Below are 15,485 nucleotides of genomic sequence, written 5' to 3'. Positions count from 1 at the left end.
ATTTTTTTAGTAGGTGTGAAGTTTTTTGGACTTCACACCTGTAAGTTTATTACTTCTTGATAAATTTAATCTTATTATTCATAACATCCAATGTTATAAGATATTCACCGGCTTCGCTTGCTTCTACTTTCCATTGATAATCTTTGTTATCATTGCGTGACACATATTGTATGCTGGTCTCTGAAAGGGATGCATATCCTTCACCATTTGCATTACTCGGCATTAGGTAATCGATACTTCCGTAACCATCCAGATTTAATGGTAACTTGAATGTTCCGGCTTTCAAATCTCCCTTCCACGTGAAAATGCCTTGCTGCGTAGCATCATAATCATATCCAAACATCTGGTTGGCGGTTGCGCTCAAGTCCCATCCGGCAGCTGTGGCATCTCCTAAAACCCAAATTGTCTTATAGGGCACTTCATTCGGTATTTCCTGTTTGGACTTTTCAAATTTAATAGTCATGGTATAAGCGTTCAGGGCCATGCGATAGTTACCTGCCTTTGTGATATTCCACTTATAATCATGTCCTCCCGCCTCAATGTGTTCCATGCGGTTGTCTCCATTCTCTGTGGTTCCATTCTCTACAGGCATAAGGAACGCAACGTTCCAATCCTCACGCAGCTCTAACGGGAATTTTATCTCTCCCGTATTTAGCCATCCATCATAGTAGAAAGAAACCTGATTTTGTGGGTCTTTCTCTAGTTTTACTGATTTCATAATATCCCACCCAGCCGGGGTTGCTGCACCTACCATCCAAATATTTTTATATTCGGTAGTCGGATAAATAGATTCTAATGTGAATGTCTCAATATTGAGTGTCAGAGAATAGAATCCGTCTTTTTCAATAGTAAAGAGCGTCTCATTTCCGGTTCCTGTTTCATTAAAGACAACACTGCCCGGTTCTGTTCCCTGTGTGTAAGAAGGTGTCAGACTGCTATTGCTTAAAATGAATTTATAGGTCCCCTCTTTCATTACTCCATTCCATGTATATTTTTCTTCAGGTATCTCTTCTGTCATCCGAACCGCCTTTGCCGGGTCCAACCCTTCAATAGCAGTACCTACTACAAAGACATTATGTGGTTGTACCTCATATCCTACAACGTTGAAACGCACGGTCGATAGTTCTGGTTTGATGTATTGGCTTACTCCTTCAATTTTGGCTATGACTTCAGCTTCTAATGTAACACTTTCTCCAGGTGTAACCTTCCAACTACCTAGCCACGCATTCAGCTTCTTGTGAGTTAAACTGAAACTGTTACTTCCAGCCGGCATTTCTATTTTGTCAATAGAACTTGCAAAATCGTTATCTGCAATATCCATTTTAAAGTAATAAGTCACTTGGGTGTTCTGTTTAATGTTTGATGTTTCATTCCATGTAAAGGTTATTGCTGTTTCTTGTCCGAGTTCCTGTTCCAGTTCGACACTCTCGGCAGATACCTTCAAACACATGGTATCATCGGGACGGATAATGCTATAGCGTATATCTTCGTCCTGGCAACTTATCGCAAAGCAGGAAAGCATAGCTAATAAAAGATATATTCTGTTTTTCATTTTTTTCTTGTTTTAATGTGATTATTTCCAGAGCGGAAGTTGTTTTAGCTTATCATTTTTCTCCATTTCGCTCTGATGTATAGGGAACCAGTAATAGGCTGGTTTATATACACGAGTTTGGTAAACTGTACGCTCATAGAAAGAAGCTGCATCTTTACCGTTATAATTCATTCCATAGAAATCACCATTTAATGTGCCTTCTGCTTCTTGCCAACGGCGCAGGTCATCGTAGCGGATTCCTTCTCCACATAGTTCTACCCGGCGTTCAGCACGAATAACTTTGCGTACGGCTTCTTGAGTGTCATCCACATGTATTTTTTGAGCAACAGCAGGATCCACGGCTTCCAATGTGTATGGACGGATACCGGCACGTTCACGAATCTTGTTTACATAACTCAACGCTTCCTGCCGACTGGTATAGTCGTTTTTATATTCGTTCAACGCTTCTGCATAGTTTAGATAAGCCTCTCCCAAACGATAGACAATTCCCGGACGATATTGGTAATTCTTTTCTTTTACATTCGTCTTGGGAGATACACGTTTGCGGATGAGGTATCCGTTTTGTGGGGCATCGTGTGTATGCGTATTGTCTGCTGCTCCGTTGAAGAAATCGAACAGGCGTTTTTCGGTAGGAAAATAAGAATTATTGAAAGCTACGCTTACATAAAAACGCGGTTCGCGGTTGCAATACATATTGTAGGTGTTTTCATAAGTAATAGCACCACCATTCACTTCTTCATCCCAAATTGTATTGTTGAGTGTTACTTTTTGGGTAGAAAATCCTTCTTCTTTATATCCGGCTGAAGGATTGTCGATAGGCAGCCCGTTTTGCATGAAGAAGGCATCTACTAGCGACTGCGTTACACCTAATCCACCACTACCACCACTGGCAGTCGGGGTAGCATGCTTCTCGTAGGAACCATAGTCACTGCTGGGGCGGGCAAACAATATTTCGGTGTTTCCTTCATCAAAGCGCTTTAAAAACAGATTTTGATAGGACATGAACGGGTCAATAGTACCATCTTCCTTCTTTTCTGTATACAACTTGTATCCGCTCTTTTCGGCTTCGTCTATCAACAGCTTACAAGCCTGCACGGCTTTCTCCCAATGTTGGGGATCGGGAGTCGTATTGAATAGGTTTTCACCTTTGTCGTTTTTGTAGTCTGCATAATCGGGATTGCCATTCACCAATGGGCTGGCTGCAAAAAGGAGCATTCGGGCACGTACAGCTAGACACATAATGCTGGTGGCACGTCCGTATTTGCGTGCTTCCGTATATTTAGCCGGTAAAACATCAGCGGCTTCAAGCAGAGTTTTATCCACCCAGTCTATTACAGTATAATAAGGCGTTTGTCCTTCCATAAGGTCGGCCAATACAAAATCAGTTGGGGCGATGTAGTCTGGTTTAAAAGGAACAGCTCCATATGTATTGGCAAGCAAATAGTAATAGTAAGCTTTCATAAACTTACATTCGGCTTTCATATATTCCACTTCTTTCGCGCTAATACCTTGGGCTGGCAGCGGATGTATATTCTCTATAAAAATATTAGCTTCGCGGATACATTGAGGAAGACGTTTCCAAAACTCTCCTTCCCAATCGCTGTTGGGCGTCCATTCCCCTAATGTATAAGGAATCACTTTCCAACCCCATTGGCGCCAGCGCTCAGAAGGTGTCTGGTCGTCGGCTAAGATTTCCCATCCTAATGTATTGGTATATCCCCAATAGGGATCAGGAATGGCTGAATAGACATTGGCAAGCCAACCCTCGATACGGGTTTTGTCTTCGAATACCATCGGAAGTGTCAGTTCAGTATCCGGTTCTTTATCAAGATAGTCAACGCAAGATGTCAACGAAGCAACACCGATTAACCCTGTAAGAATATATTTTGCAAATTTCATAGTTCTATTATTCATATTTCATTCGATATTAAAAGTTTACTTCCACTCCCAGCATCAAAGAACGCATGGAAGGATATTTCAGACCATCGGAAGTGGCTAACTCCGGATCCCACAATTTGAATTTGGAGAAATAAAACAGGTTGTTGCCACTGGCGAAGAAACGAATTTTCTGTGCACAAATTTTGTCAGTAATGTGTTTAGGCAGGCTGTAACCTATTTCTAGAGTTTTCAACCGGAGGAAACTCATGTTTTTTTTCCAGAAAGTTGACGCACGGTTGTTGTTCATATTTGTACTTTCGGAAAGACGTGGCCAAAATGCATTTTGAGAAGGATTTTCTTCAGTCCAGCAGTCTGTATAGTTTGTATAGACATTACCTAATACCCCTTGTCCACTACCGGGGATGAAATAATCGGATCCACCAATGATACGATATGCATCTCCTGTTCCTTGGAAGAAGAAACTGAAGTCCCATTGGCGGAAATTTATATTCCCGCCGAAACCATAGACAATGCGTGGATCAGTGGTATTGCCAATATATCCTTCATCGGCTGCGGTAATGTAACCGTCATTATTCATATCACAGTATTTGATGTCTCCTGGACGTACTTCTGATCCCAGTTGTGGAACCGGAATTCCTTCCTTTAGCTTGCCATTTTCGAAATCGGCTTCTGTAAAGAGTCCTTCAGCTTGTAATCCCCACAGAGTGTTGATGGAACGACCTGTAATAGAACGATAAGTACCCTTGATGGATTCTGGTTCATCACGCTCGATTATTTTATTTTTAGCATAGGTGAAAGTACCTCGGAAGTTGATATTCCAGTCTTTATTGAAACGTTTGTTGTAGTTCAATGCAATATCTATACCTTTATTGTCCACTTTACCATAGTTTGCATAGGGGTTATTGATAAATCCTATTTGTGTGGGGATAGTAGCACGCTGCATGAAGATACTAGTTCTCTGTTCTTTGAAAAAATCCAGTTGAAGATCGAATTCGTCCCAAAGGCCTATTTCCAAACCGAGGTTCATTTTGAGTGCTTTTTCCCAAGTCAGGTTTTCTACACCGACTTCTCCTTCTTGTACGCCATCACGGTAGGTATCGCCTGTATAGCCCCAATTGTAGCCGTTGGCTTTAGAGTTGATGGTAGTAATGTAGGCAAAGCGACGTCCACCAATGTTGTCATTACCTACTGAACCGATGGAGGCACGAAGTTTCAGTTTGCTTATAATATCATGCGCCGGCTCCATAAAATGTTCTTCACTGATAAGCCAGCCTAAAGCTATTGAAGGGAAGAATCCAAAACGCTTGCCTTTAGCAAAGTTTTCCGAACCATTATATCCAAAGTTAAACTCAGAAACATAGCGGCGGTCATACGTATACGAAAGACGTCCTGCAATCCCTTGTGTACGGTTAGGCTGGATATCCCCCCAATCATAGCTGCGTTGATTATATAAGAAAAGAGCATCTACTGCATGTTTATTGGCAAAGGTCCGATTGTAAGTAATGGCAGCTTCCAAATAAACGCTTTGATTACCATAATTGGCATTACTGGAATGATCCAAAAACTCACTTCCATATTTCAGGATACTATGTATTAATTCTCCTTCGTCGTTTCTATTCTTGGCGACGCTATAATAATCTGGCTCTTTGCCACGTGTTACAAAATTTTCGTTATAGGTATCGAAAGCAAAGGTAACTTTAGCTTTTAGTCCCGGAGTTATCATTTTGAGGTTTTGCTCTACAGCGAATAATGATTCCAGCTTGCTTTTTCCGCTATGATAATATCCGTTCTGTGTGCTGATGGCCCAAGGGTTGGGACGATTGCTACTCGCAATGGGAATAGTGCCATCAGAATAGACAGCCGGATGTACAAAAGGAGGAGTTTCAAAGGCTGCGCCGAACACCTCATCCGTACCACTGCGGCTTTTACGCAGATTTTGCAGGTAGCCTCCCACATTGAATCGTAGCAAGGTTGTTTTTGTCAAGTCTAGGTCGACATTGGCACGTATATTATAGCGGTTTAGTTTACTTTGAGTATCATAGGGCAATGTTTTGTCGGAAGCCATAATACCATTTTCATGATAGAGGGAAGCTGTGAGTGAATAGCGAAGTATTTCGGTACCTCCACTTACTGTTAGGTTGGCGCGTGTAGAGTTTGCATAATCCTTGGTGATAGCATCAATCCAGTCTACATCGGGATATAAATCCTTGTCATAACCATAATAGGTTTTCAGAATCTGGTCTTTGGTAAACATTCGCTTGGAAGGGTCGCTCTGCAATGTGTTAAGCAAGTTCATGTATTCAGCGGCTCCAATAAATTGTGGTAATTTGGTTGGAGCTTGAATGGATTGCTCCACGCGCACATTAATAGAGGGGGCGGCTACAGTTCCTCGTTTAGTATTGATGATAATGACTCCGTTGGCTCCACGCACACCATACATGGCACTGGCCGATGCGTCTTTCAATACAGAGAAAGATTCAATCTCGGCAGGGTCCAAGTCATTCAAATTGCGTTCTACACCATCTACCAATACCAATGGTGAGGTATTTCCGCTAAAAGAGGCAATACCGCGAATCCAGAAGTTGGAATTATCATATCCCGGTTCACCCGAAGGCTGTACGGCAATTACACCAGCCAACTGTCCAGCCAGATTATTACTCATAGAACGTGAAGAACCTACTTGAAGTTTAGTTGGCTCTAAAGTTTGTACTGAGCCAATGACTGACAATTTTTTCTGATTGCCATATCCTACTACTACCACTTCATCCAATGCTTCCACATCTTCGTCCAATGTAATGTTGAAGTTGATATCGTTTCCTACTACTATCTCTTTGGTTTTAAAACCGATGTAAGTCACGATTAATACACTTTGTTTGTTGGGCACTTCAATATAGAAATGGCCGTCCGCATCAGTAATAGTACCTATAGTTGATTTTTTTACGGTGACATTAACACCCGGTAATGGCGTTTTTTCTTTGTCGAGTACGGTACCGCTGATGCGGATTCCTTTTGTCTGTTGGACAATCATACTTTCTGTCATCAGCGTCTCGGCATGTATCGGAAAAAGACCGATACCTAAGAACAACGATGCAAGAATAGTAGTTTTTACATTCATAGCTTTTTTAAATTAGATTGTTAATTGAAATTAGATTGTTAATTGAAATTGGATTATTTTTATTGTTACCGTCATTTCTCAAAGGCTGATGCAAAAATCAATATTTCTTTTTTGGTATAAAACGTCGTGCTATAAAAATACAAATAGATGTATTTATATAGTGTTGATTAGTAGTATGTTGGTGCGAAGTAGATAAACTAGAATACAAAGTATATACAAGATTCAACTTGCTTGATAAATCTTTAAAAATGTAAAATCAGAGTTTTTCTCTATTCCTGTCGGTCTTGAAGTTATATGAAAAAGCTGGTTCCAAATTTTGTAACTAGCCTGCTTCTTTTGCAAGTAATTTATGAGTGTATATACCTATTGAAAACGTTGTTTTGTGAAATGATTATTCTGTGATAGTAGCCGATAATGTCATATTGTTAATGGTTATTACAACATTATTTAAGTGAAGATAAATGGCGTAACCAGCTTTTCATATTCGTATGTGAACTAAGCTTATAAAGCGTCTTGTCCCCTTATGTTATGAATTTATAGGTGCATAATTTGTTCTTCAAACTGTTCAGGAGAGAACGACTTTAAACGTACTCGTGAACGATAGGAATAAATGGTAGCTTTGGAGCATCGGAGGAAAGAAGCTATACGCTCATTGTCGGTAATGCCTAAACGAAGCAGAGCGAAGACGCGTAACTCAGTGGACAGTCCGCCTTTCTTAGGGGGGATAATTGCTTCATTTTCGCGAAGCAAGCTGTTAAATTGTTCTACGAAATTGGGAAACAGATGAAGAAACGTTTCATCAAAAGTGCTATAAAACGAATCCAATTCTTTTTCTATGAATGAAGAAGACTTTAGTTCCTTATACAATGAGTCTAATTTGCCTGCAGCTGCAAGTTTGTTGAGTTGCCGACGATAAGTGTCTATTTTGTCAATATAGGCGGAACATTCGCTCATAAATCGGGTTATGTAGGTCTCTTTGATATTGTTGGCCTCTGTTAATGATTTGTTGGTTGAAGATAATATATTGTTGGCTTCATTAAGTTGGTCATTAGTCGACAATAATTGTTCGTTTACAGTTTTCAGTTCTACGTTAAGCTTTTGCAACTGTTGATTGGCCTGATTTAGTTGACTCCGTGTTTTTGACAGTCTTTTCAATTGTATTCGAATGAAAAATAACAGGATTACCAAAGAAAGGATCAATATGGTGGTAAAAATAAGAGCGTTTTGCTGACGCCGTTGTTCTGTATGGTTTTTTAATAGATAAGCATTTTGAATGATAGGTAGCGTTTGTGTTATTTCAAGAGTACGTAGGCGGGCATTACTGAAAGCTGCATCATCCAGAGAACGGTTCACGTATGTATAGGCGCGTTCAATATCCCCTTCTTGATAGAGAATTGTAGCCAATCTCCATAAGGATATATATTCTTTTATTCCCCATTTTATATCGGATAGTGCCGAAACTATTAGATATTTTTTCTCTTCTTCTATATTACCTTGCCGACGATAAAAATCAGAGATAGCATAAGCCGTATAAGCTATTTCCCGATTTTCAGGATTGACTTTTTCAAACGTATCCAATAATAACTTCAATCCTTTCTGATAATTTCCGTCTATGATGAGCCGGTCTGCATAGATATAAGGATTACTATAGTTGCAGTTTATTAAAATAGAATCTTTGTACTCTGTGGCTTTTTGTCTATACTTTTCCGTACTGGAGCTATCTAACGAATGCTTTAGCATCGATTCATATAGTATATTGTAAGTTTGGAAATAGTAATCTTTCAAATAATCAACCATCTGTGAACGGTCGATATTATCTAGAATGTCAGAAGCTTCCTTATACATTCCCGCTAATATGAGAACTCTAGCAATATTAATGTGCGAATCGTCTATATATTCCTGCTTTCCTATTTTTTGTGCTGAAATAAGTTTCTCTTTAGCATAGTGCAATGATGAATCCACTTTATATGCAGTATATTCGTTAAATAAAAGATTTTTTAGACGGTAACGTTCCTCATCTGTTGTAGCCTCTTGAAGTGCTTTTTTATTAACATGAATATTTTCTTCGCGCTTGTTTACATAAATTTGTTGTTCTACTATTGCCTTATCTAAATCATTTAAAGAAGGAAATTTCTTTTTTTGGGCAAATGTTGGGTAGATGCACAAAGAAAGTAGAAAAATGATATAACTCCGGGTGTGTATTTTCATTTTTAGTACAGTGTATTCAATTTACAATAGCAAATATAATCTTATTATTTCGTTAAATGAAATATTTTTGGGAGTATATTTGTAATTCAGCTCATTGGTTAACACGCATCGTAAGTTCCTTGAATGTAGTCACCTATAGCTCGTTTTCATAGATATACCTTAATTGGCGGAATGCAGGAGGTAGTAGCTTCTGTCTAAAGTTTGTGTTGATTAAAAAATTGTCTATCACGAAAATTTATGCTCTTTTTACTCTATTTCGTGTGAATAATGTGTATATTTGCACGAAACTCATATCAAAAATGTGTAATTCATCACATATCTGATATCAAAAATGTGATTGACTATGTTTGAAAGAGAAGTTATCCTGCAGTTGGCGACCTGGAAAGTGGATAAAAACAGGAAGCCATTGGTTGTTCATGGAGCCAGACAAGTGGGTAAAACGTGGGCTCTGAAATATTTCGGTAAGAAATATTTTGAGGATGTCGCATATTTTAGTTTGGATAAGGATGAGAGTGGACTTTGTGATATATTCAAAATAACAAAAGACCCGAAAAGAATTATTCAGCAATTATCTTTTTTGCATGGAAGGAAAATTAATCCTCAAACGACGTTGTTGATATTGGATGAGATTCAGGAATGTAATGAAGCGTTGAATGCTTTGAAATATTTCTGTGAAGAAACGCCTGAGTATGCAGTAGCTTGTGCAGGTTCTTTATTAGGAATTTACTTGAATCATATCGGTAATTCGTTTCCAGTTGGAAAGGTGAATCATTTATTTATGTATCCCCTTACTTTTACAGAGTTTCTGAAGACTAAGGATGTAGCTATGTATGAATATATGTGTTCTATCAGGGAAATAGCTCCTCTTCCTCAAATCTTCTTTGATAAATTGCGGGAAACGTTTATTGCTTATTCTATCTGTGGAGGAATGCCCGAACCTGCAACCTTGATGATTGACTTCAATGATATGGAAAAGGTGGATTCGGCACTTCGTGATATATTAAATGACTATGCCCTGGATTTTGTGAAACATACTACACCGGCATTAGCTCCACGTATTAATTACGTATGGAATTCCCTACCTTCGCAATTAGCCAAAGAAAATCGTAAATTTGTTTATCAGTTAGTTCGCCCCGGGGCACGTGCCCGTGAGTACGAAGATGCTATTTTATGGCTGGAACAGGCAGGTCTTATCAATAAGGTTGTTTTGAGCAAGTCTCCCAGATTGCCATTAAAAGCCTATGATGATTTGTCTACATTTAAGCTCTATGCACTGGATGTAGGGTTGTTGAGACAATTATCGGAATTGGACGCAAGTGTTTTGCTGTTACCCACTCCCGGTTATACAGAATATAAGGGGGCTTTGGCTGAAAATTACGTATTGCAAAGTCTTACGGCGCAGTTCCAAACATCTTTTCGTTATTGGACTTCCGGTAATAAAGCAGAGGTTGATTTTCTACTTCAATGTGATAATCATATTTATCCTATAGAAGTGAAGGCAGACCAAAATATAACAGGTAAAAGTTTAATTCAATATGAAAAACTTTTCCAACCTGCTTGTCGTATCCGGTATTCGATGTTGAATCTGAAACAAGATGGAAATTTGATAAATATCCCTTTATTTTTGGCAGATAAAACAAAGGAATTGTTGAAGAATAAAGTGTAGGGGGAAGAGCTATGAACTGTTTTCGTAGTGAATATTGGATTAACTCTTATGTTGGATACTACCTTGTTTTCAATGTGCAGAATATGTATACTTACAGCCATTATTGAGAGAACCTTTTAAAAGAATCTGTCGATTGTTGAAAAAACGATGATTCTTAAAAAAAGAATATTTAATCATCTGAGAAGGGCGTGAATTGTAGCTCTGATAAAGGAAAATTGAAATATGCCACGCATTGGTTATTACGAAATTCTCTTTTTTATTGTTTTAGGAATATGTTAATCGAATTGTGGTAGATTCTTGATAGATTTTGATATTTAAGATGTGAATAGCTTTGAAACTAATCATTTTGTTATTTTCTGATTTCCGGTATTTTAGGATAAACTAGATAAGAAATGCTTCTTTAATAATCCTTTTTTGTCTTCCTCACTGGGAAACGAGGTGTTCCTCGGTGAGTGTCGACCTGTTCGGCACCGAGGAACAAGCCGTTGGTTTTAAAGTAATGAAGTGTTCCGAATAGAAAAAAGATGTATATTCTGTTTGGATTTATACAATATGGGCTGTTCTTTTTGCATACTAATACACTTCTTTATGCAGTTTATTCTCCGGTTTGCTACTTTTCAATTAGCTATTTTCTTGCAGAATATTAAAAATAGGACATCGAAGGTATATATTATCAAATGCGTGATTGCCCAAAAGATTCTGGTTTTTGTTCTTGATGAACCTTTCGATAGGCAGTAGGAGATATCCCGAAGTATTCCTTGAAGCTTTTTCCAAAGTAATTCAACGAGCTGAAACCTAGTTGGAAACTGATGTCGCTGATATTATAGTTTTCATTCTCCCGAAGCATTTTGGCGGCAGTTTTGAGCTTTATGTTTTGAATAAAAGAATGAGGAGATTCTCCTGTTATCTTTTTCATTTTCAGAAATAATTTTGTACGGCTTAATCCTAATTCAGCACATAGTAGTGTGACGTTAATGTCACCGTTTCCTTCTTCTAGTTTGGTTTGTACAATTTTAACTATCTGATCGATAAAATCCTGGTCAAGTTTGTTGTTGGTCAGTTGTTCCGCACTACTGTTTTCTAATGCTCTGTATCGTTCCTGCAGTTTTCGTCTGTTATTCAGCAGGTTAATACATTTTGCAATTAGGATTCTGATATTAAAAGGTTTGGTGATATAGTCATCGGCACCGCAATTCAGACCTTTAATATTATGTTCTATGCTGCCTAGTGCAGTGAGTAGGATAATCGGTATGTGACTGGTATCAAAATGAGACTTTATTCTTGCACAGAGATTTATACCGGAGATGCCGGGCATCATGACATCCGATAAAATAAGATCCGGTGAGTTTAATTGTGCGATTTTAAATGCATCTTCACCATTCCTGGCTTCAAAGATTTCAAAGATAGGTTCAAATATCTCTATGAGTAGCTTCCGCAATTCGTCATCGTCTTCAACGATAAGTAAAGTCGATGAATGATTGAAGTTCTGTTTTTGCTGTGCAATGAAATCTTCAAGATTTTCTTCTTCTCCTTCTATACTTAGGGCGTTGTTAGTAATTTCTTTATTTCCATCGTCTTCTATGATAGTGATATTCTTATCCTCTTTGAAATGTTCCTTGCCGACAGGCAATTTAACAATGAATGAACTGCCTTTGTTTTCTTCACTTTCTACAGTTATTAGTCCGTGATGGGCTTTCACGATATTGAGTGACAGTGATAGTCCTATGCCGGTTCCGGTGTTGGATAATCCTTTGTTCACAGAGTTGTTCACTTGGAAAAAACGTTCAAAGATTCGCCCGGTCATATCCTTAGGGATTCCGATGCCGGAATCAGTGAAAGTTATGATTACAGAAGAACCGGACGAGGTTATTTTTATCTCGACTATCCCATTCTCTGGAGTAAACTTGAAGGCATTTGACAGTATGTTGTTGAATACTTTTTGTAGCTGGACTTCGTCAAACCATGCGTTTTGGCTCTTCTGGTCGAACACAAAATTGAAATGGATATTCTTTAGTTCGGCATAACTGACGAAAGAATCATATATTTCCTGTGTGAATAAAACGATATCTTGCTGTTTGATTCGTAACATGAAATTTTCTTTGTTGTATTTCAAGAAGTCGAGTAGTTCATTGATTAAAGTACCCATTTTGGCAGCCCTGTTATGTACCTCACGCAAGCTGTTCTGGATAGTAGGCATTGAATAATTTGACATAAGAATAAGTTCCAGTTGTCCGGATATTAATGCGATCGGTGTTTTCAACTCATGTGATATATTTCCGAGGAAACGCATTTTGGAATCATTTATTGCATCTTTTTGCAGTTTATCCCGTCTTTCAAGTTCCAGTGAATTTCTTAACAATAACTTGGAACGGTAGAAATAGGCAATGCTGATAATGATGGCTAATATTAGCAACGTATATAATAGATAAGCGTACCAGGTGGCATAAATAGGAGGGATAATTGTGATTCCCAGACTGATTTCATTGAGTTCGGCTTCATCTTTAAAGGAAATGTTTCTTACTTTTAACTTATAGTCTCCATAAGGTAAGTTCATGTAGTTGATTGATCTTTGGGGATGAAATTCAATCCAGCTATTGTTATACCCATCCAGTTTATATTGATATCTGGATTGTCCGAGATTTACGAAGTCGTTGGTTCCGATTTCGACAGATATATTATTCTCATGATGTTTCAATCTGATGCGGTCTGTTGCAAAAAGAGAACAGGGTAATATCCGGGAAGAATCATTTGCCGACACTTCTTTGTTATTAACGAATAGTTTGGAAAAGAACATTTTAGTGGGTAGACTTTCCGGAAACAAATTCTTTTCAGAAATCATGGCAAGGCCGTTTATTCCTCCCATGATGATACGGCTATCGCTGCTTTTCATTATGTCACCCGGAATCATTGACGGTAAGACGAACTTGTTTTGTGACTTATAATTATAGCTTCTTTTTGTTTTGAGATCGATATGGGATAAGCCGTTTGCGCTAGTGACCAAAAGCTGATGAGCGGACAGAGGATAAACGGCACTTAGATAATCACTGTCGAGATTACTGTTCTTGCTGTTTATCTGTTCGAGCCTATCTTGAGTAGGATGATAAATAAGAATACCTGCACCTAATGTGGTGGCTATGATACGATTGCTATTATCCTGAATAAGGGACGTAATGGTATTCTTAGAAGAAGCGGTGATTTTAGCAAGATATTTGTCAAGGCTGCGTACATAATTCTGTTTGATACTGTAATAGCACAGGTTATTCCCTCCAATCCACAAGTTGTCCTGCTTGTCTATCATCAATGAGTTTACAGCATAGATGTATTTGTCGAGAAGGTGTAGCTTTTGAATGCTGCCATCTTCCAGGTTCATATAATATACCCCCGAAAGCGTACCCAGATATAAGATATCTTTATGACGGATGATAGCCTGAACGATTTCCGACCGTTTCGTATGGTCGGATGGGTCGATAATGAAATGCTTGAATTCTTTTTCGTCAATCGAGTAACTGCAAAGTCCGCCAAGATGAGTCCCGATCCATACTGTACTGGCTGTATCATCATAATATAAGGTCTTAATATTGTTGTGAGATATTGTATTGTTTTCTTTTGTATAGTATGTATATGAATTTGTTTCGGGTAGGTAGGATACCAACCCGTCTCCTTCTGTACTGATCCATAGCCGTCCAGTCTTGTCTTCTATAATTTTACTGATTACGGGACCGATACCGGCGTGTCCCAGTTTCAGATTATTATATTCAAAGATGTCCGTATGCGGATTATAGTAGTCCAGTCCTCCATAGTAGGTACCGAACCACATTGTACCTTGATCGTCTTTCATGATAATCCAGACAGAGAGGTTGCTTAGTCCCGCACTACCCTCTTTTTCCAGACCATAAAAACTGATATCACCTGTTTGCGGGTTGATGACATTCAATCCCAACATGGTTCCTATCCAGATGTTTCCGTTGTTGTCTTCACATACCGTTCTTACATAATTGCTGGCTAAGGTAGGTTCCGTATATTGGATAACGTCGCCCGATGAGGTTAGTTTGAATAATCCTTCATTCAGGGTGCTCACCCAGATGTTGTTCCGGCTATCTTCGTTTATCGATATAATTTCACTGCGGGTAGTCAGTACTTTCTGTTGCCTGCCCGATGGGTCGATGGTAAATACCCCGTCATGTTTGGTGCCAATATATAATAGTTTGCCGGACGCTTCTTTCAGTGATGAAATGCTTAGGTGGCTACCGTCAATTTTATATCTGGACTGGCATATACCCTCCTTATAATTATAGACGCTATCCAATAAACCGATCCATAATGAGTTGATACCATAATTGAAGGCGATGGACGGCAATATCTGTGTGTTTGGCTGGCTGAATATGATGCGGCTTTCCTCTTTTATCAGGTCATATTCAATGATGCTGTAATCCGTATTGACATATAAGTGTCCTTTCTTGTCTCCACAGATTGTCGGAACAAGGTTGGATTGTATCCAGTTGTTTATTCCCATGAAGTTGACAGATTCGATATAATTTCCATTATACTTCTTCACACCGTCTTTAGTTCCAATCCATAAGATGCCGGATTCGTCCTGATAAAGTCCGTTGATCGTAATCTGGGGAAACATGGAATTGAGTGATAGATGCTGGAAGTTTGCGGTCTCGAATCCAGCGATGGATGAGATGCATGAAACCAGCATAAATATAATAGCGATTAGTCTGTTATGTTCAGGCATATATTAAAAGCGTTAATTAAGTTTCTATTGTTTTCGGAACTTCCTATATTTAGTTTGGGTATTAATCTTAGGGATTCATATAATGGGGGACTATTATTATATATCTTATATCTTAGCAGGTTCGATAATCACAAATGTATCGTTATTTTTTGAGATAATGAAACAAAAAACGGTTTGTAATAGGGATATGAACAAAATTATAGAACCTTTGGTACTTTTTTATCCAATGCTGCTTCCCGTAATCTCCTACTTTTGCTCTTGCTGTCGGGAGAAAACCTTTGGATGGATCTTTAAATTTTTAATATAT

General features: G+C 38.5%; 6 protein-coding genes. 1 reads left to right on the top strand and 5 read right to left on the bottom strand.

The features are described 5' to 3' along the window. Nucleotides 1-49 precede the first annotated feature (49 nt). The 4 genes from HC965_RS04270 to HC965_RS04255 all read right to left on the bottom strand — a co-directional run bounded on the left by HC965_RS04270 (nt 50) and on the right by HC965_RS04255 (nt 8,774). Nucleotides 50-1,552, bottom strand: a complete 1,503-nt coding sequence (locus HC965_RS04270) for a SusF/SusE family outer membrane protein (RefSeq protein ID WP_223854697.1) — start codon at nt 1,550-1,552, stop codon at nt 50-52. A 21-nt stretch (nt 1,553-1,573) separates the two neighbouring features. After that, entirely contained in the window at nt 1,574-3,451 is a 1,878-nt protein-coding gene (locus HC965_RS04265) for a RagB/SusD family nutrient uptake outer membrane protein (RefSeq protein WP_191030290.1), read from the bottom strand. 28 nt (nt 3,452-3,479) lie between these two features. Beyond that, complete coding sequence (locus tag HC965_RS04260) at nt 3,480-6,566, bottom strand: TonB-dependent receptor (protein WP_191030289.1); 3,087 nt, start codon at nt 6,564-6,566, stop codon at nt 3,480-3,482. Nucleotides 6,567-7,100: 534 nt separating this feature from the next. Then, nucleotides 7,101-8,774, bottom strand: coding sequence for a DUF6377 domain-containing protein (locus HC965_RS04255; protein WP_191030288.1), 1,674 nt, complete (start codon nt 8,772-8,774; stop codon nt 7,101-7,103). A 343-nt stretch (nt 8,775-9,117) separates the two neighbouring features. On the opposite strand from HC965_RS04255, the gene HC965_RS04250 reads away from it, so the two are divergent. After that, a complete protein-coding gene (locus HC965_RS04250) occupies nt 9,118-10,440 on the top strand; it encodes an ATP-binding protein (RefSeq protein ID WP_191030287.1) in 1,323 nt (440 codons plus the stop codon). Between the two features lie 673 nt (nt 10,441-11,113). Here HC965_RS04250 and HC965_RS04245 read toward each other — a convergent pair. Then, nucleotides 11,114-15,178 (bottom strand): two-component regulator propeller domain-containing protein, encoded by a 4,065-nt coding sequence (locus tag HC965_RS04245; protein WP_191030286.1) that lies wholly within the window; start codon nt 15,176-15,178, stop codon nt 11,114-11,116. Between the last annotated feature and the right edge of the window lie 307 nt (nt 15,179-15,485).

Origin of the sequence: Bacteroides sp. GM023, assembly GCF_014750685.1 — a bacterium.
In the GTDB taxonomy this organism is placed as follows: Bacteria; Bacteroidota; Bacteroidia; order Bacteroidales; family Bacteroidaceae; genus Bacteroides.
The sequence above is the reverse complement of the archived record's forward strand: the minus strand, read 5'-3'. Positions and strand labels throughout refer to the sequence as shown.

Bases quoted from the DNA above. Each gene is read 5' to 3' on its own strand.
- HC965_RS04245 (WP_191030286.1), bottom strand. From the start codon at position 15,178: ATGCCTGAACATAACAGACTAATCGCTATTATATTTATGCTGGTTTCA.
- HC965_RS04255 (WP_191030288.1), bottom strand. From the start codon at position 8,774: ATGAAAATACACACCCGGAGTTATATCATTTTTCTACTTTCTTTGTGC.
- HC965_RS04250 (WP_191030287.1), top strand. From the start codon at position 9,118: ATGTTTGAAAGAGAAGTTATCCTGCAGTTGGCGACCTGGAAAGTGGAT.
- HC965_RS04265 (WP_191030290.1), bottom strand. From the start codon at position 3,451: ATGAAATTTGCAAAATATATTCTTACAGGGTTAATCGGTGTTGCTTCG.
- HC965_RS04270 (WP_223854697.1), bottom strand. From the start codon at position 1,552: ATGAAAAACAGAATATATCTTTTATTAGCTATGCTTTCCTGCTTTGCG.
- HC965_RS04260 (WP_191030289.1), bottom strand. From the start codon at position 6,566: ATGAATGTAAAAACTACTATTCTTGCATCGTTGTTCTTAGGTATCGGT.